The following is a 23,654-nucleotide window of genomic DNA, read 5'->3' on the forward strand; positions in this document are numbered from 1 at the left end:
CTAGGCGAGCCGACCCCGACGGTGTTTCTGAAGGTCCTGTCAGGAACGGCCCGTGCGTCTTGCCGCTCGCGAGAACCCGGCCGTACAGTGCAGTGCTCCCGACCATGAATCGATTCATGAAGCCGGTCGGGAACGAACCCCTCACCGTGGAGGAACGGACCCTCAATGACGATCGACCCGCCAGCGCAGCCCGCGCGCTCAGCGCAGCCCGCACTCTCCCTCATCGGAGCCGCGAAGACCTTCGGCCCCGTCGTCGCACTCGCCGACGGCACCATCCGGATCGAGGCCGGGGAGATCCACGCCCTCGTCGGCGAGAACGGCGCAGGCAAGTCCACGCTCGTGAAGATCCTCGCCGGCCTCTACACGCCGGACGCCGGAGACTTCACCCTCGCCGGCAAGCCCGTCGCCTTCCGCGGCGTCGCCGACAGCAAGGCCGCCGGGATCTCCGTGATCTACCAGGAGCCGACCCTCTTCCCCGACCTCACCGTCGCGGAGAACATCTTCATCGGCCGCCAGCCGAAGAACGGCCTCGGCCTCATCAGCACCGGCGCCATGCGGAAGGCCGCCAAGGCCCTCTTCGACCGCCTCGGCGTCCAGATCGACCCCGACCGGGTGGCCGAGGGCCTGTCGATCGCCGACCAGCAGATCATCGAGATCGCCAAGGCCATCTCCCTCGACGCCAAGGTCCTCATCATGGACGAGCCCACCGCGGCCCTCTCAGGTGTCGAGGTCGACCGCCTCTTCCAGGTCGCCCGCTCCCTGCGCGACGCGGGTGCCGGGATCCTGTTCATCTCCCACCGCTTCGAGGAGGTCTTCGCGCTCTGCGACCGCATCACGGTCATGCGCGACGGCCGCTACATCGCCACCCACGTCACCGCCGAGACGACCGTCGACGCGATCGTCCGCCAGATGGTCGGACGCGACATCGCCACCCTCTTCCCCAAGCAGGACGCGGAGATCGGCGACGCGGTCCTCGCCGTCGAGCACCTGTCGCGGGCCGGGGTCTTCTCCGACATCTCCTTCACCGTCCGGTCGGGCGAGATCGTCGCCCTGGCCGGGCTCGTCGGCGCGGGACGCACCGAGGTCGCCCGCGCAGTGTTCGGCATCGACCCCTACGACTCCGGCCGCGTCACGCTCGGCGGGGCACCGGTCAAGGCCGGCGACCCGCAGGCCGCGATCACCGCGGGCATGGGCTTCGTCCCGGAGGACCGCCGCAAGCAGGGCCTCGTCATGGACCTCTCCGTCGCCCGCAATGCGACCCTCACCCTCCGCCACCGGCTGGCCCGGTTCGGCCTCATCTCCGGCCGCCGGGAACGCCAGGCCGCCGAGGAGTGGTCGACCCGCCTCCAGGTGAAGACGGGCTCGCAGGAGTACGCGGTCTCCACGCTCTCCGGCGGCAACCAGCAGAAGGTCGTGCTCGCGAAATGGCTCGCCACCGAGCCGAGCTTCCTCATCGTCGACGAACCCACCCGCGGCATCGACGTCGGCACGAAGAGCGAGGTCCACCGCCTCATCTCCGAACTCGCGGGCCGCGGCATCGCGATCCTCATGATCTCCTCCGAACTGCCCGAGGTCCTCGGCATGGCCGACCGCGTGCTCGTCATGCACGAGGGCCGGATCACCGCCGAGCTCACCCGCGAAGAAGCGACCCCGGAGACCGTGATGCACGCGGCCACCGGATCCCTGGAAGGCGCACGATGACGAACACCACCACCAAGCCGGGCGGCGGCACACGACCCGGCGGCGCCCCCGTCACCGTCGCGACCGAGCGCACGACGAACCCGATCGCGTCGATCGTGCGACTCCGGGAGCTGCCGGTGACGGTCGCCCTCGTCGTCCTCGTGCTCGTGACGTACCTCGCGAACCCGCTGTTCCTGTCGGCGCAGGGGGTGAAGGACCTCCTCCTCAACGCGACGATCATGATCATCCTCGCCGTCGGCCAGGCGCTCGTGATCATCACCCGCAACGTCGACCTCTCCGTCGGATCGATCCTCGGCCTCGTCGCCTTCGCGACCGGCACCATGTTCGCGACGATGCCGCAGCTGCCGATCGTCGCCGTGTTCCTCATCGCGATGCTGCTCGGCGGGGTCCTCGGCGCGATCAACGGCGCACTCGTCACGATCGCGAAGGTGCCGGCGCTCGTCATCACGCTCGGCACGCTCTACATCTACCGCGGCCTCAACAACGCCTGGGCCGGCGGCACGCAGTACTTCGCCGACGACCGGCCCGACGCCTTCGGCAACCTCTCCGTCGACACGGTCCTCGGGTTCCCGGTCATCACCCTCATCGCGATCCTCGTCGTCGTGGTCGTCGCCGTGTTCATGGCCGGTGCCCGCTCCGGTCGTGACCTGTACGCGATCGGGTCCGACCCCGACGCCGCGAAGCTCTTCGGCATCCCCGTCGGACGCCGGGTGTTCCTCGCCTTCCTCGCCAACGGGGTGCTCGCCGGGCTCGCCGGGGTGCTCTACGCCTCCCGCTTCAACTCGGTCGGTGCGACCACGGGGTCCGGCATGGAGCTCGACGTCGTGGCCGCTGCGGTGGTCGGCGGTGTCGCCATCTTCGGCGGCAGCGGCTCTGTCGCCGGAGCAGCGATCGGCGCGATCCTCCTCACCACGATCACGAGTGCCCTCACCGCCCTGCGCGTCGACAAGTTCTGGCAGCAGGCGATCGTCGGTGTCCTCATCCTGGCCGCGATCATCATCGATCGTGTCGCCAGCCTCCGTACGGCCAAGAAACTGCGAATGAGCGAGGCACGCGATGTCTGATCTGAAGACCCCGGCACCGGCCAAGGCGCCGTTCACGAAGGGTTCCGGCCCGCTCGGCACCGACACCACCGGCGTGCTCGTCGCGGAGCCGAAGGGACGCACGGGACTCTCCCGCATCCTGCTCGGTCGCGACGCGATCATGATCTACGCCCTCCTCGTCGTCGTGATCGGGGCGTGCCTGCTCATCCCGCGCTTCGCCTCGCCCGTCACCGTCGGCTTCCTGCTCCTCGACGTCATCCCGATCCTCCTCATCGCCATGCCGATGACGCTCGTGATCATCACCGGCGAGATCGACCTGTCCGTCGCGAGCACCGCGGGCCTCACAAGCGCCGTCATCGGTGTGCTGTGGGCCGGCGGCGGGATGGACATCGGCGTGGTCCTCCTCATCGGCCTCCTCGTCGGCGTCGTCGCGGGAGCGTTCAACGGCTTCCTCATCGCGGTGGTCGGGCTCCCCTCGCTGGCCGTGACCATCGGTACCCTCGCCCTGTTCCGCGGGCTCGCTCTCGTCGTCATCGGTGACAACGCGGTCGCGAACTTCCCGGCGGAGCTCACCGCGTTCTTCACCTCGAAGATCGGCTCCACCGGTATCCCGGTCGTCATGGTCGGCGTGCTCCTCGTCGTGATCGTCTTCGGCGTGGTCCTGCACCTCACCCCGTTCGGCCGCGGCCTCTACGCCCTCGGGTTCAGCTCGGAGGCGGCGAGCTTCGTCGGCATCAAGGTGGCCCGCTCGAAGTTCTGGCTGTACGTCGCGACCGGCGGCGTCTCCGCGCTCGCCGGGATCTTCTGGACGCTGCGCTACTCCAGCGCCCGCAGCGACAACGCCTCCGGCCTCGAACTCGCCGTCATCGCGGCGGTCCTCCTCGGCGGCGTCTCCATCTTCGGCGGCAAGGGCTCGATCCCCGGCGTCGTCGCCGGCGTGCTCCTCATCGGCACGATCAACTACGCGCTCCGACTCGGTCGCGTCTCGGACGTCGTGCTCATCATCGTCACCGGCACCCTGCTGATCGCCTCGGTGGTCGGCCCCAGTATCTTCGAATCCGTCAAGCAGTGGAACCACCACCGACGAATCCGACGCAGCCTGCCCCAGCACTGATCCCCGATCAGCGCGCTCCCGGGCGATCCCACGCCACAGCACCAGGCGTATCCAGAAAGGAACAGACAATGCAGTCGATTCGAAACCACGCGACAGGCCGTTCGGCCCGTCGAGCAGCGGCCCTCATCGCCGCAGCGGCATCACTCGCCCTCATCGCGACGGGGTGCGCCACCGGCGACTCCGCCGGCTCCGGTGGTGGCGCGGGCGGTGCCGAGAGCATCACCTTCATCCCGAAGCAGCTCAACAACCCCTACACGGACGTCGTGCTCGGCGGCGGTGAGGACGGCGCGAAGGCGGCCGGCTTCTCGGCCACCGAGGTCGTCGGTCCGCTCGAGGCGAGCGCGTCCAGCCAGGTGTCCTTCATCAACGCGGAGACCCAGGCCGGCACGAACGTCATCGTCATCGCGGCGAACGACCCCGACGCCGTCTGCCCCGCCCTCAAGGAGGCTCGCGAGGGCGGCGCGAAGATCGTCGCGTTCGACTCCGACACCAGCAAGGACTGCCGCGACGTCTTCATCTCGCAGGTCGTCGCCAAGGACGTCGCCCTGATCCAGACGAAGCTCATCGCGGAACAGATCGGCGGCTCCGGCGAGATCGCGATCCTCTCGGCCACGGCCAACGCGACGAACCAGAACGAGTGGATCGCCTTCATGGAGGAGGAGCTCAAGTCGAACCCCGAGTACAAGGACATCAAGCTCGTCGCCAAGGTCTACGGCGACGACGACGACACGAAGTCCTTCCAGGAGGCCCAGGGGCTGCTGCAGGCGCACCCGAACCTCAAGGGCATCATCTCGCCCACGACGGTCGGCATCGCCGCGACCGCCCGCTACCTCTCCACCTCGGAGTACAAGGGCAAGGTCGCACTGACGGGCCTCGGTCTCCCGAACGAGATGCGGCCGTTCGTGAAGGACGGCACCGTCACCGCGTTCGCGCTGTGGGACCCGGCTCAGCTCGGCTACGTCGCCGCGTACGCCGGCAAGGCACTCGCTGAGGGCACCATCACGGGCAAGGAGGGCGACACCTTCGAGGCCGGCGACCTGGGCGAGCGCGAGGTCGGCGCCGACGGCACCGTCATCGTCGGCCCGCCGACCACCTTCACCGCGGACAACATCGACGACTACGACTTCTAGGCCGTTCGCAATTCAGGACCGCCCCGGCGCGTCGCTCTCGGAACCCCGGTTCCGGAGGCGGCGCGCCGTTCGCGTCCTGAGTTGTGGACGACGCGCGGAGTCCGGTCAGGAGCGGTCGGCGCTCGAAGCCGGGCCATCGTCGGCGGGGGGATCGGATCGCTGCATCTCGAGTTCGAGCTTGCGGATGCGCTCCGCGTCCTCGGCGGCCTGGATCTCGCGTTCGAGGGCGGCGAGCTGTTCCTCCGTGCTGCTGACGGCGCGGTCGGGCTGCGACGGCGAGGGCGTCGTGGCCGGCGACGATCCACGGGCCGGGCCCCACGAGCCGGACGTCCGCGACTGCTTCCGGCCCCGACGTTCGGGGAGCTTGATGCGACTGTTCGACCAGTCCTTGCCGAGGAGGAACCACAGGCCGACGCCGATGAGGGGGATGAAGACGATGAGCAGGACCCAGACGATCTTGGGCAGGTTGCGGACGACGGGTTCCGGCTGGCCGACCACGTCGATGAGCGCGACGATCGTGAGGACGATGAGCAACAACGACAACACGAACATGCGTCAATCCTAGGCAGGCTGTCGGTGCGTTCGGCCAGGATGGGACGATGAAGACCATCCCCCTGCTCCAGACCGACCTGACCGCGTCCAGCATCGTCCTCGGCCTCATGCGCATCGAACCCCTCGACGACGAGGCCATCCGCACCCTCTTCCACACCGCACGCGACGCCGGCGTGACCGTCTTCGACCACGCCGACATCTACGGCTCGGAGCGTCACGGCTGCGAGCGCCGGTTCGGCGACGCCGTCACCCTCACCGCCGCCGAGCGCGAGCAGGTGGTCATCCAGTCGAAGGTCGGCATCCGCCCGGGCTACTTCGACTTCTCCGAGGAGCACATCCTCCGCACGGTCGACGAGTCGCTGGCGGCGCTCAAGACCGACTACCTCGACCTCCTGCTCCTCCACCGGCCCGACACCCTCGTCGAGCCCGAGGAGGTCGCGTCCGCGTTCGACACCCTGCAGGCGTCGGGCAAGGTCCGGAACTTCGGCGTCTCGGACCACACGCCGGCGCAGGTCGAGCTCCTCAAGGCCTCGGTCGAGCAGCCGCTCATCGCGAACCAGGTGCAGCTGAGCATCACGCACGCACCGATCATCGCCTCGGGCATCGCCACGAACATGGCCGGCCTCGACCAGTCGATCGACCGCGACAACGGCATCCTCGACTACAGCCGCCTCACCGGCATGACCCTGCAGGCGTGGTCGCCGTTCCAAGCGGGCTTCTTCACGGGCGTCTTCCTCGGCGACCGCGAGCACTACGCGGAGCTCAACGACGTGCTCGACGAGCTGGCCGCGACGCACGGCGTCACGCCGACGGGGATCGCCACCGCGTGGATCACCCGTCACCCCGCGAACATCCAGGTGGTACTCGGCACCACGAAGCCCTCGCGCGTGGAGGAGGCGGCTGCGGGTTCCGACGTGACGCTGTCGCGCCAGGAGTGGTACCGCCTGTTCACCGCGGCCGGTCACACCCTGCCGTAGGGCCTCGCGGTTCGCGGGTCGCCATCGGCGGGCTGCACCGTCCGCAACTCAGGACCGGCCCCGCGTGTCACGTCCGCCGGACCGGCTGTCGCGTCGACACGCCGCGGCCGTCCTGAGTTGTGGACGGGTACGCTCGTGGAGGGAACCGGGAGGACGGACATGGCGAAGCACGACATCGGGTTCGCCGCCGTCGCCAGGCTCGCCGGGGTGTCGAACGCGACCGTCTCGAACACGCTCAACCGCCCCGAGATCGTCGCCCCGGCCACGCGTGAACGGGTGCTCGCGGCGATCGCCGAACTCGACTTCGTGCCCAACCGCGCTGCGGCGACGCTCCGGCAGGGCACGAACCGGCTCATCGGCCTTGTGATCCCCGACATCGTGAACCCCTTCTACTCGGCGATCACCCGCGGCGTGACCGAGGCGGCCGCCGAGCACGGGTACACGGTCGCCCTCTGCGTCAGCCACGACGACCCGGACCTCGAGCTACAGCACTTCGAGATGCTCGCCGAGCACCGGGCCGCCGGCGCCCTGGTCGCTCCGTTGACGGCCGACGCCTCGCGCCTCGCCCAGCTCCGCCGGGTCGGCAGCCGCCTCGTGCTCATGGACCGCACCGCTCCCGAAGGCACCGGGTGCTCCGTGGCGATCGACGACGTCCGCGGCGGCGAGCTGGCGGTGGCCCACCTGTTGGCGACGACCGGTGGGCGAGGACCGATCGTGCTCGTGAACGGCGACCGCGCGATCCCCCAGTGCGAGGACCGACGCGCTGGCGCACGGAACGCCTTCGTCGCGGCGGGGATCGATCCCGACGAGCTGGTGGAGGTCACCGCCCGGGAGATGACCGTCGACGCCGGACGTGAGGCCGGCCGAGGCATCGCGACCCGCACACCGGACGCCGCCGGGGTCTTCTGCACGAACGACCAGCTCGCCCTCGGGGTCATCCGCGGGCTGAACGACGGCGGTCTCGACGTGCCGGGCGACGTGTCGGTGGTCGGCTACGGCGACCTGCCGCTCGCGGCCGACGGCAGGGTGCCGCTCACCACGGTCGAGCAGCCGAAGGACGAGCTCGGACGCGTCGCCGTGGAGATCCTGCTCGCCGAACTGCTCGCCGAACTCGGCACCGATCGCTCCTCGCACACGCATGTGGCGCGCACCCTCGAACCGCGCATCGTCCTGCGCGAATCCGCGCCGGCGACCTCGCGCGACTCGATCCCCGCATCCTGATCCTCGACGCGGCGAGACGGATGACGCTACAGTCGGATCACGAATTTAATCGATTAAACGGCACCGCCGCCGGACGAACAGGATCACCGATGACCCACACCCCCGCCGCACACCCGCTCCTCGCCCCGAAGGCACGTCGCAAGCCCCGCGTCGGCCTCGTCGCCGGCGGACTCGGAACGTACTGGCCACAGTTCCCCGACCTCCTCCCCCAGCTCCAGGCGTCGGCCCGGGTCGTCTCCGAGCGCTTCCGAGGCATGGACGCCGACGTGGTCGACGTCGGATTCATCTCCGACGCCCAGGAGGGCGAGGTCGCCGCCGAGCGCCTCCGCCAGGGCGACTGCGACCTCATCGTCCTCTTCCTTACCACCTACCTGACCTCGTCGATGGTCCTCCCCATCGCCCAGCGCACCGGCACCCCGGTACTCGTCATCGACCTGCAGCCGACCGAGCGGATGGACCACGCGAGCTTCGACACCGGCGCCTGGCTCGCCTACTGCGGGCAGTGCCCGGTACCCGAGGTCGGCAACGTCTTCCGCCGCGCCGGCATCCCCTTCCGTTCGGTCTCGGGGTGGTTGCACCAGGAGTCGGCCTGGGAGCGCATCAGTCGGTGGATCCAGGCGGCCCATGTCCGCGCCGCTCTCCGGCACGCGCGACACGGCCTCATGGGTCACGTCTATCCGGGCATGCTCGACGTCTCGACGGACCTCACCCTGCTCCCCACCACCTTCGGATCACACGTGGAGGTGCTCGAGTTCGACGACCTCCGCGTCCTCGTCGACGAGGTCACCGACGCCCAGGTGGCCGACCGCATGGCGCTCGCCCGCGAGGTCTTCACGCTCGACGACACCGTCGTGGAGGACGACTTCGCGTGGGGGGCGAAGGTCTCGGTGGGTCTCGACCGCCTCGTCGAGGAGTTCGCGCTCGACAGCCTCGCCTACTACCACCGCGGTCGCGACGGCGAACAGCACGAACGACTCGGCGCCGGCATGATCCTCGGCGCCTCGCTGCTCACCGCTCGCGGCGTCCCGACGACCGGCGAGTACGAGCTGCGGACGACGGTCGCGCAACTCGCGACCCAGGTCGTCGGCGCCGGCGGGTCGTTCTGCGAGATCCAGGCATTGGACTTCGAGGACGGAGTCGTCGAGATGGGCCACGACGGACCGGCGCACCTCGCCGTCAGCTCGCGAGACCCATTGCTGCGCGGCCTCGGGGTGTACCACGGCAAGCGCGGCTGGGGCGTGAGCGTCGAGTTCGACGTGCGCCACGGCCCGGTGACGCTCCTTGGACTCGGCCAGGACCGGGACGGTTCGCTGTCGTTCGTCGCGTCGGAGGGGACGGTCGTGCCAGGCCCGCTGCTCGCGATCGGCAACACGACGAGCCGCGTGGACTTCGGTCGGGACCCCGGCGTCTGGGTCGATGAGTGGAGCGCGACCGGCATCGGCCACCACTGGTCGCTGTCGGTCGGGCATCGGGCGGCCGACTACCGGGCGGCGGCGAGTCTCCTCGGGATCGACTTCCGCCAGGTGTGACGCACCCGGTCTTTGGGCCGCACCCGGTCCCTGAGCCTGTCGAAGGGCGCACGGACCGACGGCCTCAGAGCACGGCGCGCAGCCGCTCCGCCGCGGGCTCCACGACCGCGATCGGCGCCGGTCGCTGGAGCCCGTCGAGCGCGACCGACAGGCGACGGGCCGCGCGATCGACGTCGCCACCGCCCGCACCCAGTTCACGGATCGGCGCGAGCAGGGCAGCCCGTCGCAACCACGGCTCGTCCTGCATCCACCGGTCGAGCACGGTCTCGGCCTTCGCCCGCGCCGTGCCGTCGAGGTGGTCGAGCAGCGGGCCGACGACGTCGGTCGCGAGCGGATCGGCCAGCTCGGCGTGACGACCGCTGCGCACGAAGCCCTCGATGCGCGTGAGATCCGTGTGTCTGAGGATGGCGACGCTCGCCTGCAGGAGGACGACCGCCGCGAGCCGTCGCTCGAAGACGGGCACGGACCAGAGCTCGGTCGCGAGGGCCGTCAGCTCGTCGTGCTCCATCCCGCGGAACTTCCGGAGAGCGTCCCGCACGGTACCCCGGACCGCTCCGACGGACGATCCGTAGGACTCGAGCCCGCCGCCGAGCCGCTCGACGACGTCCGCGGCACGGTACCCGTCGCCCTCGTACTGGAGCGCGGCGTCGATGAACTCCCCGGCAGCACCCATCCCACCATTCTCCCTCCTGGTGCCGGGTACGGTTGGGCGATGACCATCGCGATCGTAGGACTCGGACAGCTCGGCTCGGACGTCGCCGCGAGGCTCCTGGCCCGCGGCGAGCACGTGGTCGGCGTGAAGCGCACGGCGCCGACGACCGCGACCCCGGCCACCGAGACCACCCCGGGGCGCTTCACCCTCCAGCTCTGCGACCTCACCACCACGGCCCCCGAGCTCCCGGCGGACACGGCCGCGATCGTGGTCGCCCTCGCTCCGCACCAGCGATCCGTCGGGGCCTACGACGCCCTCTACCGTGACGGGATCGCGCACCTGCTGGCCGCCGTCGCGGCGCTCCCCGGCACCCCACCCCGGATCCTCTTCGTCTCGTCGACCGCCGTGTGGGGCGAGGACGGCGGCGAGCGCATCGACGACACCACACTCGCCGTCCCGACGACCGGGACCGCACGGGCACTGGTCGCCGCGGAGGAGGCCGTCAGTGCCGCCGTGCCGGAGGCGAGTCTGATCCGGTTCGGTGGTCTCTACGGGCCGACGTCGACGATGTTCGTCGACCAGGTCCGCGACGGTCGCGTGACCAGGCCGTCCGGATGGACCAACCGCATCCATCGCGACGACGCCGCAGCCGTGATCGTGCACCTGCTCGACCTGCCGGCGACGGCCCTGCCTCCGGTGGTGGCGGGCATCGACGAAGAGCCGGTCCTCCTGTCGACGGCGGCCGACTTCATCGCCGAGCGGCTCGGCGTCGCCCCACCGGTCCTCGACGACGCCGGTCGCACGCCCGAGGAGGCGCATCGTGGCAAGCGCATCGCCGCCACCGCACTCCGCGACACCGGGTTCTCCTACCGCTACCCCACGTACCGCGAGGGCTACGCGGCGCAGCTGCCCTGATCGACGCCGGTCACGCCGGTCACGCCGGTCACACCGGCTTCGACACCTCCGCCATGGCGCGACGACCGGACGGCACGAGCACGGCGACCGCGAGGACGACGAACGTGAGCACGCCCGCGACCACGAGGAGCAGCTCCACCGAGACCACGTCGGCGAGCGGTCCGAAGACGATCATCCCGAGCGGCATCGACACCGCCATGACGATGCCCACGAAGCCGAACACGCGTCCCTGACGCTCCGGCTCGACGCGTTCCTGCAGCAGCGTCATGGAGGTCGTCGAGAAGAACGGCACCGCGAGGCCGAGCAGGAGCATGAAGCCGAAGAACACCCAGAGGTTCGTCGAGAGTCCCAGCCCGATCGAGAGCACCCCGAACACGACCGACGAGCCGACGAGGAGCAGCACCCGGTTCTTCGTGCCGCCCCAGATCGCGATGATCGCGCCGCCGGCGACCATGCCGACACTGAACGCGAGTTCGTTCACGGTGAGCATCCACACCTCGTCGCCGAACGAGCGCGCGATCATGAGCGGCGTCAGATACGACGGCGCGACGATCAGCAGGAACACGATCGCGAAGAGGATCAGCAACCACCGCACGAAGCCGTGTCGCCACACGTAGCGGACGCCCTCGGTGAGGTCGGCGAAGTAGCCGGGCCGTTCGCCGCTCCGGACGAGCGTCCGCACCGGGACGAGGAGCAGGAGACCGATCCCGATCGCCGCCGTGACCACGTCGACGAAGAAGATCGCGACGAGCGACGCGCTCGCGTACAGGGCGCCGGCGGCCGCGGGGGCGACGAGCATCATCGCCGACTGGATGGACCCGTTGAGACCGTTCACGCGCATGAGCTTGTCGGTCGGTGTGATCTGCGGGATGAGGGCGGACACGGCCGGCATCTGGACACCGGCGCCGACCGAACGGATCGCGAGCGTGAGGAAGATGAGCCAGAGGTCGGCGGCGCCGGTGATGAGGAAGATCGCGAGCGCGAGCGTCGTGATGACGATGGAGCCGTCGGCGACGATGATGAGGAGTTTGCGGTTCATCCGGTCGGCCCAGACGCCGCCGAAGATGGACACGACGGCCTGCGGCAGGAACCCGGCGACCGCGGCGAACGCCAGCACCACCCCGGACTTCGTCTCGAGGGTGAGGTGCCACATGATCGCGTACTGCACGAGCATCGAGCCGAACAGCGAGACCGTCTGGCCGGAGAGGAAGACGGCGACGTCACGACGCCAGTGCGGGTGGTCGGCCGCGTCGAAGGCGCCGACCGCGTCCTCATCGGTCGACGCGGGCGGATCCGAGGCCACGGGACCCGCGGTCGGCGGCCGGTCCGCCTGCCCATCGTCGGGAGTCATGTGGACACCGTATACATCGAGGGGGCGCGTGTCCAGACCCAGTCGGCGCGGGCGCGCAACGGCGAGGCGCCGAGTTCCGCGCCGATTGACCACCTCCAGGGACGCCGATAGCCTGGGGCAATCGCCTCTGAATCGATTCATGGCGATTCCGCGTGAACCGAAAGGCCAGCCTCGATGACGAGCTCCGAGCCCCTGCACCGCGTGTGCTTCCAACTGCAGGTCAAGCCGGAGCGGCTCGCCGAGTACCGCGAGCGCCACGCGGCCGTCTGGCCCGAGATGCTGCGAGCCCTGGCCGACACCGGCTGGCTGAACTACTCGCTGTTCGTCCGGGACGATGGACTGCTCATCGGGTACTTCGAGACACCCTCGCTCGAGGCAGCCCAGGCGGGCATGGCCGACACCGAGGTGAACGCCCGCTGGCAAGCCGAGATGGGCGAGTTCTTCGTCGACCTCGACCTCCCGCCCGACCACGGCTTCCTGCAGCTGACCGAGGTCTTCCACCTCGAGGACCAACTCGCCGCCCTGCCCTCCGCACCCGACCCCCTTCCCTAACTCAGGACTCGGGCGGCGTGTCGCCCCACGGCGGCCGCGACACGCCCCGTGCATCCTGAGAAGGGGTCGAACACCGCGGCAGGGTAGCGTCGTTGAAACGATTCACGTATGCTGCAACCGACGCCATCGCGGCGCCACCGACCACCGGAACACCCACAGAGAAGTGATCATGACCCGTTTCGACACCATCACCCCCCTGCTCGAGCAGCAGGCCATCGAGCTCCCCTCCTGGGCGTTCGGCAACTCCGGCACGCGCTTCAAGGTGTTCACGACGCCCGGCACCCCGCGCACGCCCGAGGAGAAGATCGCCGACGCCGCCAAGGTGCACGAGTTCACCGCCCTCGCACCGAAGGTCGCGCTGCACATCCCGTGGGACCTCGTCGACGACTTCGGCGCCCTGCGCACGTACGCCGAGGATCACGGCGTCGCGCTCGGCACGATCAACTCGAACACGTTCCAGGACGAGGACTACAAGTTCGGCAGCCTCACGCACAGCGACCCGAAGATCCGCCAGAAGGCCATCGACCACCACTTCGCCTGCATCGACGTCATGCACGCGACGGGGTCGCAGGACCTCAAGATCTGGCTCGCCGACGGCAGCAACTACCCGGGCCAGCAGGACATCCGGGGCCGCCAGGACCGCCTCGCCGACTCCCTGCAGCAGATCTACGCCCGGCTCGGTGACGAGCAGCGCCTCGTGCTCGAGTACAAGTTCTTCGAGCCGGCGTTCTACCACACCGACGTCCCCGACTGGGGAACGTCCTACGCCCAGGTGGTCGAGCTCGGCGACCAGGCGCTCGTCTGCCTCGACACCGGACACCACGCGCCCGGCACGAACATCGAGTTCATCGTCGCGCAGCTGCTCCGCCTCGGGAAGCTCGGCTCCTTCGACTTCAATTCCCGGTTCTACGCCGACGACGACCTCATCGTCGGCGCGGCAGACCCGTTCCAGCTGTTCCGCATCCTCTACGAGGTCGTGCGCGGCGGCGGCCTGGACGACGACTCCCCCGTCGCGTTCATGCTCGACCAGTGCCACAACGTCGAGGACAAGATCCCCGGTCAGATCCGCTCGGTGCTGAACGTGCAGGAGATGACGGCCCGCGCGCTGCTCGTCGACCGCGACGCCCTGACCTCGGCACAGGAGGCCGGCGACGTCCTGGGCGCGAACGGGATCCTCATGGACGCGTTCTACACCGACGTCCGGGGCCCGCTCGCCGCGTGGCGCGAGAGCCGCGGACTGCCGGCGGACCCGTTCGCCGCCTACCTCGCCTCGGGCTACCAGCAGCAGATCGCCGAGGCGCGCGTCGGCGGCACGCAGGCCGGCTGGGGCGCGTAGGCACCCGAGGACGACGAAGCCCCGCGACCATCCCGGTCGCGGGGCTTCATCCACATCCAGACGTTCACAATTCAGGACGCCCGCGGCGTGTCACGCCCGGCGCGCCGGCCGAGGTCGCCGACGCGCCGGAGCGGTCCTGAATTGCGAACCGACAGTGCCGCTACTTCGCGAGGAAGGCGAGCAGCTGCTCGTTGACCTCGCGGTAGTGCGTCCACAGCATGCCGTGCGGCGCGCCTTCGATCTCGACGTACTCGGCCGACGGCAGCGCCTTCGCGAACACGCGGCCGGTCGAGTCGATCGGAAGGACGCGGTCGCCCGTGCCGTGCACGATCAGCGAGGGCACGTCGATCTTCGCGACGTCGGCCCGGAAGTCCGTCAGCCAGGTGGGCTGCGCGGCGAGCGAGGCGAACGGCGAGGCGTTGTACGCGAGCTGAGTGTTGGCCCGCAGCGCCTCCTCGCTCAGGCGGGAGCCGAGGTTCTCGTCGGTGTTGAAGAAGTTCTCGAAGAAGCTCGTGAAGAACGCGTATCGGTCGTCGGTCGCCGCCGCGAGGAGTCCGTCGAACACGTCCTGCGGCACGCCGGTCGGGTTGTCGTCGGTCTGCAGGAGGTAGGGCTCGAGCGAGCCGAGGAAGACGGCCTTCGCGATCCGCTCGGAGCCGTAGGTGCCGAGGTAGCGGCCGACCTCACCGGTGCCCATCGAGAAGCCGACGAGGACGGCGTCCTGCAGATCGAGCCCGTCGACCACGGCCTTGAGGTCGGCCGCGAAGGTGTCGTAGTCGTAGCCGACGGTGGGCTTCGAGGACTTGCCGAAGCCGCGGCGGTCGTAGGTGATGACGCGGTAGCCGGCGTCGAGGAGCGCGGCGGTCTGCTTCTCCCACGAGGAGCCGTCGAGCGGGTAGCCATGGATGAGGACGACCGGCTGGCCGGTGCCGTGGTCTTCGACGTAGAGCTCCACGGAGGTGCTGTTCTCGGTTCCGACGGTGATGAACGACATGGTTCGATTCCTTTCGTCTCGGCGCCCGAGCTGATCGCCCGGTCCCGCGCCCCGAATGAGAACGTTCGTTCTCCTCGATGGACACCAGCATAGGGAACGATCGTTCTCAATGCAAGTACACTGAGGGGATGACGACCGAACAGACGACGACCGCGGCCCGCCTGCCCGCCCCGGCCGCGACCGCGCTCGTCCGTGACACCATCGTCGACGCGGCCGACCGCCTCTACTACGCCAAGGGCATCCAGGCCGTGGGGATGGACGAGTTGCGCGCCGCAGCGGGCGTCTCGCTCAAGCGCCTGTACGCCGAGTTCCCGAGCAAGGAGGACATCGTCCTCGCAGTGATGGACCACCGGCACCACCTCTGGACCACGGGCGTGAGCGCCCTCGTCGACGACGCAGACACCCCGCGCGACCGCATCCTCGCCGTGTACGACTACCTGGCCGGCTGGTTCAGCGAGGACTCGTTCCGTGGCTGCGGCTTCATCAACACCTTCGGTGAACTCGGCGGCGTCTCGCCGGCCGTCGCGACGATCACCCGGGAACACAAGGCCTCCTTCCAGGCCTACGTGGCCGACCTCGTCGCCGACGCGGGCGCTCCGGCCTCGCTCGCACCCCAACTCGCGATCCTCGCCGAGGGCGCCCAGACCACCGCGGCGATCACCGGCTCCCCCGAGGCGGCCCTGCACGCCCGCCGTGCGGCCGAGACGCTGATCGACGCCTCCACCTGACACCCGCTGTGACATCCTGTTGAGACGGACAGGAACGGACACGTCCGACACCGCGGACAGGGGACGACATGGCAACGACGGGGACGCTCGGCGCCGAGGAGCGACGCGCCCGCCTGACCGCGATCCTCGAGCGCGACGGCAGCATCCGACTCGACGACGCGGCCACCGAGCTCGACGTCTCGTCGATGACGGTCCGCCGGGACCTCGCCGACCTCGAACAGGCCGGCATCGTCCGCCGCGTCCGAGGTGGCGCCATCCCGACCCTCCGACCGCGCACCTTCACCGAACGATCTGCGACGGGCGTCCGGGAGAAGGGCATCATCGTCGAGAAGCTCCGCGCCCTCCTCCCGACTGACGGCGCGATCGCGATCGACGCGTCGAGCACCGCCGGCGGCATCAGTCGCCTGCTCGCCGATTCGCGTCTCACCGTCGCGACGAACTCCTACCCGAACTTCCTGCTGGCCACGGCGAACCGCGACATCTCGGCGATCCTCGTCGGCGGCCAGGCCGAGTCGCGAACCGACAGCTTCATCGGTCCGATCGCCTGCCAGGCGGCGTCATCCCTCCTGTACCGGCGGTTCTTCCTCTCCGCCGCGGCGGTCGATCCCGTGATCGGCAGCTCCGAGGTCACCCTCGAGGAGGCGCAGGTCAAGCAGGCCTTCGCACGCGCCTCGGACGAGACGATCCTCGTCGCCGCCTCCGCGAAGCTTGACCAGCGGGCGATGGCGACCGGCTTCGCGCTCGCCGACGTCGACCTGCTCGTCACCGAGCTGGACCCGGCCGACCCTCGCCTCGACGCCTACCGCGACGCCGTCGACCTCCTCTGACTCCCCCGTCCACAATTCAGGACGACTGCGGCGCGCCGCACGCGACACCACGGACACCGGGGGCGACACGCCGGAGCGTTCCTGAATTGCGAACGGACTTCCGCCATTGCGTCGCCTGTCACTTCTTGTCATACTTAACACGAATGAACATCGGGCACGGACGTGCCCCGACGAAGGAGTGCGAATGTCCGTGAACCCAACAGCTGCCGAGCTCATCGCCCGCAGCAACCGCCTCGGCAGCGACCCGAAGAACACGAACTACGCGGGCGGCAACACCTCCGCCAAAGGCACCGGGACCGACCCCGTCACGGGCGAGCCGGTCGAACTGCTCTGGGTGAAGGGCTCCGGCGGTGACCTCGGCACGCTCAAGCCAGAAGGGCTCGCCGTCCTCCGCCTCGACCGCATGCGCGCCCTCCAGGACGTCTACCCCGGCCTCGACCGCGAGGACGAGATGGTCGCAGCGTTCGACTACACGCTCCACGGCAAGGGCGGAGCAGCCCCCTCCATCGACACCGCCATGCACGGCCTCGTCGATGCGGCCCACGTCGACCACCTCCACCCCGACTCCGGCATCGCCATCGCGACCGCCGCCGACGGCCCCGAGCTCACCGCGACGATCTTCGGTGACAAGGTCGTGTGGGTCCCGTGGCGTCGCCCCGGCTTCCAGCTCGGTCTCGACATCGCCGCCATCAAGGCCGACAACCCGGAGGCGATCGGCACCATTCTCGGCGGCCACGGCATCACCGCGTGGGGCGACACCTCCGACGAGGCCGAGGCCAACTCGCTCTGGATCATCGACACCGCGGCCGCCTACATCGAGGCGAACTCGCGTCCCGAACCGTTCGGGCCGGCACTCGACGGCTACGCGGCACTCCCCGAGGCGGAGCGACGCGCGAAGGCCGCGGCCCTCGCCCCCACCATCCGCGGGCTGGCCTCCACGGACCGCCCCATCGTCGGGCACTTCACCGACAGCCCCGAGGTCCTCGACTTCCTCGCCGCGGCGGAGCACCCCCGCCTCACCGCGCTCGGCACGAGCTGCCCCGACCACTTCCTCCGCACCAAGGTGAAGCCGCTCACCGTCGACCTGCCGGCCACGGCGAGCGTCGAGGAGATCGTCGAGCGACTCGGCGTGCTGCACACGGCGTACCGCGAGGACTACCAGGCGTACTACGACCGTCACGCCACGTCCGACAGCCCGGCCATCCGCGGCGCCGACCCGCTCATCGTCCTCGTCCCCGGTGTCGGCATGTTCAGCTTCGGCAAGGACAAGCAGACCGCGCGCGTCGCCGGGGAGTTCTACGTCAACGCCATCAACGTCATGCGCGGCGCGGAGGGTCTCTCCACCTACGCACCCATCGACGAGGCCGAGAAGTTCGCGATCGAGTACTGGGCGCTCGAGGAGGCGAAGCTGCAGCGGATGCCGAAGCCGAAGCCGCTCGCCACCCGCATCGCGCTCGTCACCGGAGCCGCGTCCGGCATCGGCAAGGCCATCGCGACCCGCCTCGTCGCCGAGGGCGCGGTCGTCGCCATCGCCGACCTCTCCCTCGAGAAGGCCCAGGCGGCCGCGGCGGAACTCGGCACCACCGACGTCGCGATCGGGATCGCCGCCGACGTCTCGAACGAGGCCGCGGTGCAGGCCGCGATCGAGGAGACGGTCCTCGCCTTCGGTGGGCTCGACCTCGTCGTCAACAACGCCGGCCTCTCGCTCTCGAAGTCGCTGCTCGAGACCACCGAGGCCGATTGGGACCTGCAGCACAACGTCATGGCGAAGGGCTCGTTCCTCGTCTCGAAGGCGGCGGCGCGCGTCCTCATCGACCAGAAGCTCGGCGGCGACATCGTCTACATCTCGTCGAAGAACTCCGTCTTCGCCGGACCGAACAACATCGCCTACTCCGCGACGAAGGCCGACCAGGCCCACCAGGTCCGTCTCCTCGCCGCCGAGCTCGGTGAGTTCGGCGTGAAGGTGAACGGCATCAACCCCGACGGCGTCGTCCGCGGCTCGGGCATCTTCGCCTCCGGCTGGGGCGCGAACCGGGCGAAGACGTACGGCATCGAGGAGCAGGACCTCGGCAAGTTCTACGCGCAGCGCACCATCCTCAAGCGCGAGGTCGTCCCGGAGAACGTGGCCAACGCGGTCTTCGCGATCTGCACGAGCGACTTCAGCCACACGACCGGCCTGCACATCCCCGTCGACGCGGGCGTCGCCGCGGCCTTCCTGCGATGAGCGCGACGGCGACGGGTGCGGCGAGCGCCGTCGGCTCCAGCGGCACGGTCGCGGCGGTCGACCTCGGGGCGACGAGTGGCCGGGTCATGCTCGGACACGTCGGTCCGGGCGAGCTCCGCCTCGTGCCCGTCGCCCGGTTCCCCAACACCCCGGTCCGCACGCCGGACGGCCTCCACTGGAACATCCTCGAGCTGTACCGCTCGGTCGTGGCCGGGTTGTCGGGGGCGGCGAGGCAGGAACCGCATCTGTCGAGCATCGGCATCGACTCGTGGGCGGTGGACTACGGCCTCCTGCGGCAGGGGCGACTGCTCGGCGCTCCGTTCCACTACCGCGACGAGCGGACGGCGGCCGGGGTCGAGGCGGTGCACGCGCGTGTCCCGTTCGCCGAGCTCTACCGGGGCAACGGGCTCCAGTTCCTCCCGTTCAACACCGTCTACCAGCTGGCGACGGAGCGCGACGCCGGCATGCTCGACGTCGCCGACACCGCTCTACTCGTCCCGGACCTCATCGCGCACTGGCTGACCGGTGCACGCGTCGCCGAGGCCACCAACGCGTCGACGACGGGACTCGTGCGGGCCGGCGGATCGACCGACTGGGACACGGAGCTGCTCGCCCGACTCGGCATCCCGGCCGCGATCCTGCCGCCCATCGTCCAGCCCGGCGATCGCATCGGGACGCTGCTCCCGGGCGTCGCCGCCGAGGTCGGTCTGTCGTCCTCGACGCCCGTCACGGCGATCGGCTCGCACGACACGGCGTCGGCGGTCGTGGCGGTGCCGATGACGAGCCAGGACGCCGCGTACATCTCGTGTGGCACCTGGGGCCTCGTCGGCGTCGAGCTCGAGCGTCCCGTGCTCACCGAGGCGAGCCGGGCAGCGAACTTCACGAACGAGGGCGGGGTCGACGGTCGCACCCGGTTCCTCCACAACGTGATGGGGCTCTGGCTCCTGAGCGAGTCGGTGCGCACCTGGGAGCGGGGCGGCGAGACCATCGACCTCCCCGGGCTCATCGCCCAGGCGGCCGCCGTCGACACCCCGGTCTCCGTGTTCGATGCGAACGACCCGCGCTTCCTCGCGCCCGGCGACATGCCGGTCCGCATCGCGGAGGCCCTCGTCGAGCACGGCTCCCCGGTGCCGCGGTCGCGCGCCGAGTTCGTCCGATGCATCGTCGAGAGCCTCGCGCAGGCGTTCGCCGATGCGATCCACACGGCCTCCGAGCTGTCTGGCGTCCGAGTCCGCACGATCCACGTCGTCGGCGGCGGTTCCCAGAACGCGCTCCTCTGCCAGCTGACGGCCGACCGCGCCGGCATCCCGGTCGTCGCGGGCCCCGTCGAGGCCACCGCGCTCGGGAACGTGCTCGTGCAGGCGCGTGCCGTCGGGATCATCGACGGCGACCTCGAGACCCTGCGCGCCCTCGTCGCGCGGAGCTTCGAACCGACCCGCTACGAGCCGCGCAAGTCTTCGGGCCACGGCGCGGTCACCCGGTAGCGTCGCAGCATGACTGCTTCTCCGCTCATCGTCAGCCTGCCCACCGAGCTCCGCGAGGAGGTGCTGTCGCAGGGCCCTGCCCCTGAGGGGGTCGAGTTCGTCGAGTGGGACCTCCGGACCGAGCCGCCGGTGGAACACATCGACCTCGTGGTGCCCGTGTACCTCGGTTCGAACAAGCCGCTCGCGAACGTGGCCGCCGTGACGCCGCAGCTCGTGCAGGTCCAGTCGATCGGCTACGACGGCCTGGAGGACCTCCTTCCCGAGGGCGTCGTGCTGGCGAACGCGGCGACCGTGCATGAGGCGTCGACGGCGGAGCTCACGGTGGCCCTGATCCTCGCCTCACAGCGGGGTATCCCCGACTTCGTGCGCGCCGAGCGGACGGGCGAGTGGTTGCAGAGCCAGCGCCCGAGCCTCGCGGACCGTCGGGTCCTCCTCATCGGCTACGGCGGTGTCGGCGCGGCCATCGAGGCGAGGCTCCTGCCGTTCGAGGTCGAGGTGACCCGCGTCGCCTCCACGGCTCGTGAGGACGAGCGCGGCACCATCCACGGCATCGACGAGCTGCCGGAGCTCCTGCCCCAGGCGGAGATCGTCATCGTCGTCGTCCCGCTCACCGACGGCACCCGCGGTCTGGTGGACGACGCGTTCCTCTCGGCACTTCCCGACGACGCCCTCGTGGTGAACGTCGCCCGAGGACCGGTGGCCGACACCGAGGCGCTGGTCCGGCACGCGAGCAGCGGCCGGATCCGCCTCGCCCTCGACGTCACCGATCCCGAACCACTGCCGGTGGACCACCCGCTGTGGTCGCTGCCGAACGTGCTCGTCTCGCCGCACATCGGCGGTGCGACGAGCGCGATGCTCCCCCGGATGGCGCGGCTGTTGCGTCGACAGATCGAGCACCTGCAGGCCGGCGAGGAACCCGAGAACATCGTCCTCCGCACCTGATCGGCCCGCCCGATGGGTCCGGAGCGGAAAAGTTCGCGCCAGGGCTCGCCTTGAATCGGTTCAAGAGGTATGGTTTGTGGTCTGACCACATCGAGGTGCCGAAGGAGGACCGATGAGCGCAGCAGCACCCGCACCGACGACGGAGGCCGCACCGGGATCGACCGCACCGGCAGCACCGGCCCCCACACCCCCGCGTCCCGAGCCCCGTGCCTGGGAGGTCGTCCTCGCCCGCATCGAGTCGGACCTCCTCAGCGGCGTCCTGAAGCCCGGCGACCGACTGCCCGGCGAGCGCCAGCTCGCGATCGACCTCGGCGTCGGCCGGTCGAGCGTCCGTGAGGCGATCCGCGTCCTCGAGGTCCTCGGCCTCATCCGCACGCACACCGGTTCCGGCCCCACCGCCGGCGCGATCATCGTCGCCACGCCCTCCGGCGGCATGGCGACGCTCATGCGCTTGCAGGTCGCCGCGCAGGGGTTCGCCGTGCAGGACGTCGTGGACACCCGACTCGTCATCGAGACCGCCGTCGTCCACAGCCTCGCCACGCGCGCCGGCGAACGCGCCGCGGACCTCAAGCACCCCGAGTCGCTCCTCGACGCGATGGACCAGCCGACGCTCACCGAGGCGGAGTTCCTCGCGCTCGACGCCCAGTTCCACCTGTCGCTCGCCGAGGCGGAGGGCAACCAGGTCCTCGTCGCCACGATGTCCGGTCTCCGCGACTCGATCGAACGCTACGTCCTCGCCGGTGTGCCGCAGCTGTCGTCCTGGTCCGCCACCGCCGACCGACTCCGGGCCGAGCACCGCGGCATCGTCGAGGCGATCCGCTCGGCCGACCCCGACCTCGCCCGTCAGTCCGTGCGCTCCCACATCACCGGTTACTACGACGCCCTGAACCCCGCACCCTCCCGTGAGAAGGAAGAACAGACCCATGGTTGAACGCCGCATCCCCAAGCCCCACGACCTGCTGCCCCTCATGCAGTTCAAGAAGCCCGAGTTCAACGCGCGCCGCCGCCGTCTCGCCGCGGCGACGACCATCAGCGACCTCCGCACGATCGCGAAGAAGGTCACGCCGACGGCCCCGTTCGACTACACCGACGGCGCGGCCGAGGGCGAGATCTCGCTGGCCCGCGCCCGTCAGGCCTTCCAGGACATCGAGTTCCACCCGGCCGTCCTCAAGAACGTGGCGAACGTCGACACCGGCTGGGACGTCCTCGGCGAGCGCGTCGCGTTCCCGTTCGGCATCGCCCCGACCGGCTTCACCCGCATGATGCAGACGGAGGGCGAGCGCGCCGGTGCGTCGGCGGCCGCGGCGGCCGGCATCCCGTTCACCCTCTCCACCATGGGCACGACGTCGATCGAGGACGTGCAGGCGGCGGCTCCCGGCGGCCGCAACTGGTTCCAGCTCTACATGTGGAGCGAGCGCGAGCGGTCGATGGCCCTCGTCGACCGCGCAGCCGCGGCCGGGTACGACACCCTCGTGGTGACGGTCGACACCCCGGTGGGTGGCGCTCGCCTGCGTGACGTCCGCAACGGCATGACGATCCCGCCGTCGCTCACCCCGAAGACCATCGTCGACGCCCTGCCCCGGCCTGCCTGGTGGATCAACTTCCTCACCACGGAGCCGCTGGCGTTCGCGAGCCTCGACCGCTGGTCCGGCACGGTGGCAGCCCTCATCGACACGATGTTCGACCCGACCGTCGGGCCCGACGAGGTCAAGTACATCCGCGAGCAGTGGAAGGGCAAGCTGATCGTCAAGGGCGTCCAGTCGGTCGCCGACGCGAAGCTCGCCGTCGACCTCGGCGCCGACGCCGTGCAGCTGTCGAACCACGGCGGTCGTCAGCTCGACCGCGCACCGATCCCGTTCCACCTGCTGCCGAGCGTCGTCCGCGAGGTCGGCAAGGACGCCGAGGTGCACCTCGACACGGGCATCATGAACGGTGCCGACATCGTCGCGTCCGTCGCCCTCGGCGCCCGCTTCACCTTCATCGGCCGTGCGTACCTCTACGGGCTCATGGCGGGTGGGCGCGAGGGCGTGGACCGCGCGATCCAGATCCTCTCGGGCGAGATCGTGCGCACGATGAAGCTCCTGGGCGTCGCGTCGCTCGAGGAGCTGCAGCCGCACCACGTGACCCAGCTCTCGCGGTTCACGACGCTGCAGCCGCTCCCGGAGCAGTCGACGCTGAGCGCGTCACGGCCGGCCGCGCCCAAGACGGCTCCGGCCCCGCGCAAGGCCCCGGCCCGCAAGCCGGCGTCCGCGGCGAAGGCCTGACCACCCGAGCGACACGAGCAAGCCCCGGACCACCACGGTCCGGGGCTTCCTCGTTCCGGCAGAGGACGAACGTCCGCCACGGCGGCATGCGCATCATCGTGGTGAGGCGCTCCTGCGG

General features: G+C 70.1%; 21 protein-coding genes. 17 read left to right on the plus strand and 4 right to left on the minus strand.

From position 1 onward, the window contains the following. Positions 1-165 precede the first annotated feature (165 nt). The 4 genes from ASE44_RS17510 to rhaS all read left to right on the plus strand — a co-directional run bounded on the left by ASE44_RS17510 (position 166) and on the right by rhaS (position 4,988). Positions 166-1,701 carry a sugar ABC transporter ATP-binding protein gene (locus tag ASE44_RS17510; RefSeq protein WP_056010773.1) on the plus strand — a complete coding sequence of 512 codons (1,536 nt, stop codon included), beginning with the start codon at positions 166-168 and terminating at the stop codon, positions 1,699-1,701. Then, positions 1,698-2,765: an ABC transporter permease gene (locus tag ASE44_RS17515; protein ID WP_157580047.1), complete on the plus strand. Its 1,068-nt coding sequence runs from the start codon at positions 1,698-1,700 to the stop codon at positions 2,763-2,765. The genes ASE44_RS17510 and ASE44_RS17515 overlap by 4 nt, the downstream gene beginning before the upstream one ends. Continuing rightward, positions 2,758-3,858, plus strand: a complete 1,101-nt coding sequence (locus ASE44_RS17520; RefSeq protein ID WP_056782196.1) for an ABC transporter permease — start codon at positions 2,758-2,760, stop codon at positions 3,856-3,858. The genes ASE44_RS17515 and ASE44_RS17520 overlap by 8 nt, the downstream gene beginning before the upstream one ends. Positions 3,859-3,926: 68 nt before the next feature. Further along, positions 3,927-4,988: a rhamnose ABC transporter substrate-binding protein gene (rhaS, locus tag ASE44_RS17525; protein WP_056010768.1), complete on the plus strand. Its 1,062-nt coding sequence runs from the start codon at positions 3,927-3,929 to the stop codon at positions 4,986-4,988. 105 nt (positions 4,989-5,093) lie between these two features. On the opposite strand, the gene ASE44_RS17530 is transcribed toward rhaS, so the two are convergent. Then, entirely contained in the window at positions 5,094-5,540 is a 447-nt protein-coding gene (locus tag ASE44_RS17530; protein WP_056782197.1) for a PLD nuclease N-terminal domain-containing protein, read from the minus strand. Between the two features lie 47 nt (positions 5,541-5,587). On the opposite strand from ASE44_RS17530, the gene ASE44_RS17535 reads away from it, so the two are divergent. The 3 genes from ASE44_RS17535 (at position 5,588) to ASE44_RS17545 (ending at position 9,267) form a co-directional block, all read left to right on the plus strand. Beyond that, a complete protein-coding gene (locus ASE44_RS17535) occupies positions 5,588-6,517 on the plus strand; it encodes an aldo/keto reductase family oxidoreductase (protein WP_056782199.1) in 930 nt (309 codons plus the stop codon). Positions 6,518-6,676: 159 nt separating this feature from the next. Beyond that, the gene (locus ASE44_RS17540) at positions 6,677-7,738 is read left to right on the plus strand and encodes a LacI family DNA-binding transcriptional regulator (protein ID WP_056782200.1); all 1,062 of its coding nucleotides are present in this window, start codon (positions 6,677-6,679) and stop codon (positions 7,736-7,738) included. A gap of 89 nt (positions 7,739-7,827) precedes the next feature. After that, positions 7,828-9,267: an L-fucose/L-arabinose isomerase family protein gene (locus ASE44_RS17545; protein ID WP_056782202.1), complete on the plus strand. Its 1,440-nt coding sequence runs from the start codon at positions 7,828-7,830 to the stop codon at positions 9,265-9,267. 64 nt (positions 9,268-9,331) lie between these two features. Here the strand turns inward: ASE44_RS17545 and ASE44_RS17550 are convergent, their stop codons facing one another. Beyond that, entirely contained in the window at positions 9,332-9,940 is a 609-nt protein-coding gene (locus tag ASE44_RS17550) for a DNA alkylation repair protein (protein WP_056782204.1), read from the minus strand. A 39-nt stretch (positions 9,941-9,979) separates the two neighbouring features. On the opposite strand from ASE44_RS17550, the gene ASE44_RS17555 reads away from it, so the two are divergent. Continuing rightward, entirely contained in the window at positions 9,980-10,834 is an 855-nt protein-coding gene (locus ASE44_RS17555) for an NAD-dependent epimerase/dehydratase family protein (protein ID WP_056782205.1), read from the plus strand. A 28-nt stretch (positions 10,835-10,862) separates the two neighbouring features. On the opposite strand, the gene ASE44_RS17560 is transcribed toward ASE44_RS17555, so the two are convergent. Continuing rightward, positions 10,863-12,185 carry an MFS transporter gene (locus ASE44_RS17560; RefSeq protein WP_056782207.1) on the minus strand — a complete coding sequence of 441 codons (1,323 nt, stop codon included), beginning with the start codon at positions 12,183-12,185 and terminating at the stop codon, positions 10,863-10,865. 174 nt (positions 12,186-12,359) lie between these two features. Between ASE44_RS17560 and ASE44_RS17565 the strand changes: the two genes are divergently transcribed. Next, on the plus strand, positions 12,360-12,737 hold the full coding sequence (locus tag ASE44_RS17565; RefSeq protein WP_200921163.1) for an L-rhamnose mutarotase: 378 nt from the start codon (positions 12,360-12,362) through the stop codon (positions 12,735-12,737). Between the two features lie 169 nt (positions 12,738-12,906). Beyond that, positions 12,907-14,073, plus strand: coding sequence for an L-rhamnose isomerase (gene rhaI, locus ASE44_RS17570; RefSeq protein WP_056782334.1), 1,167 nt, complete (start codon positions 12,907-12,909; stop codon positions 14,071-14,073). 160 nt (positions 14,074-14,233) lie between these two features. Here the strand turns inward: rhaI and ASE44_RS17575 are convergent, their stop codons facing one another. Beyond that, on the minus strand, positions 14,234-15,067 hold the full coding sequence (locus tag ASE44_RS17575) for an alpha/beta fold hydrolase (RefSeq protein WP_056010749.1): 834 nt from the start codon (positions 15,065-15,067) through the stop codon (positions 14,234-14,236). Between the two features lie 128 nt (positions 15,068-15,195). Between ASE44_RS17575 and ASE44_RS17580 the strand changes: the two genes are divergently transcribed. From ASE44_RS17580 to ASE44_RS17610, 7 genes are all read left to right on the plus strand, one after another. After that, positions 15,196-15,795 carry a TetR/AcrR family transcriptional regulator gene (locus tag ASE44_RS17580; RefSeq protein ID WP_056782208.1) on the plus strand — a complete coding sequence of 200 codons (600 nt, stop codon included), beginning with the start codon at positions 15,196-15,198 and terminating at the stop codon, positions 15,793-15,795. Between the two features lie 68 nt (positions 15,796-15,863). Beyond that, positions 15,864-16,622 carry a DeoR/GlpR family DNA-binding transcription regulator gene (locus ASE44_RS17585; protein ID WP_056782210.1) on the plus strand — a complete coding sequence of 253 codons (759 nt, stop codon included), beginning with the start codon at positions 15,864-15,866 and terminating at the stop codon, positions 16,620-16,622. 184 nt (positions 16,623-16,806) lie between these two features. Further along, on the plus strand, positions 16,807-18,846 hold the full coding sequence (locus ASE44_RS17590) for a bifunctional rhamnulose-1-phosphate aldolase/short-chain dehydrogenase (protein ID WP_056782212.1): 2,040 nt from the start codon (positions 16,807-16,809) through the stop codon (positions 18,844-18,846). After that, positions 18,843-20,330: a rhamnulokinase family protein gene (locus ASE44_RS17595; RefSeq protein ID WP_056782213.1), complete on the plus strand. Its 1,488-nt coding sequence runs from the start codon at positions 18,843-18,845 to the stop codon at positions 20,328-20,330. The genes ASE44_RS17590 and ASE44_RS17595 overlap by 4 nt, the downstream gene beginning before the upstream one ends. A gap of 9 nt (positions 20,331-20,339) precedes the next feature. Further along, positions 20,340-21,272, plus strand: coding sequence for a 2-hydroxyacid dehydrogenase (locus tag ASE44_RS17600; protein WP_056782215.1), 933 nt, complete (start codon positions 20,340-20,342; stop codon positions 21,270-21,272). 112 nt (positions 21,273-21,384) lie between these two features. Further along, positions 21,385-22,203: a FadR/GntR family transcriptional regulator gene (locus tag ASE44_RS17605; RefSeq protein WP_082456205.1), complete on the plus strand. Its 819-nt coding sequence runs from the start codon at positions 21,385-21,387 to the stop codon at positions 22,201-22,203. Next, on the plus strand, positions 22,196-23,536 hold the full coding sequence (locus ASE44_RS17610) for an alpha-hydroxy acid oxidase (protein WP_082456206.1): 1,341 nt from the start codon (positions 22,196-22,198) through the stop codon (positions 23,534-23,536). Before ASE44_RS17605 ends, ASE44_RS17610 begins: the two co-directional genes overlap by 8 nt. Positions 23,537-23,654: the final 118 nt, after the last annotated feature.

Source organism: Plantibacter sp. Leaf1, assembly GCF_001421315.1.
Lineage (GTDB): Bacteria > Actinomycetota > Actinomycetes > Actinomycetales > Microbacteriaceae > Plantibacter.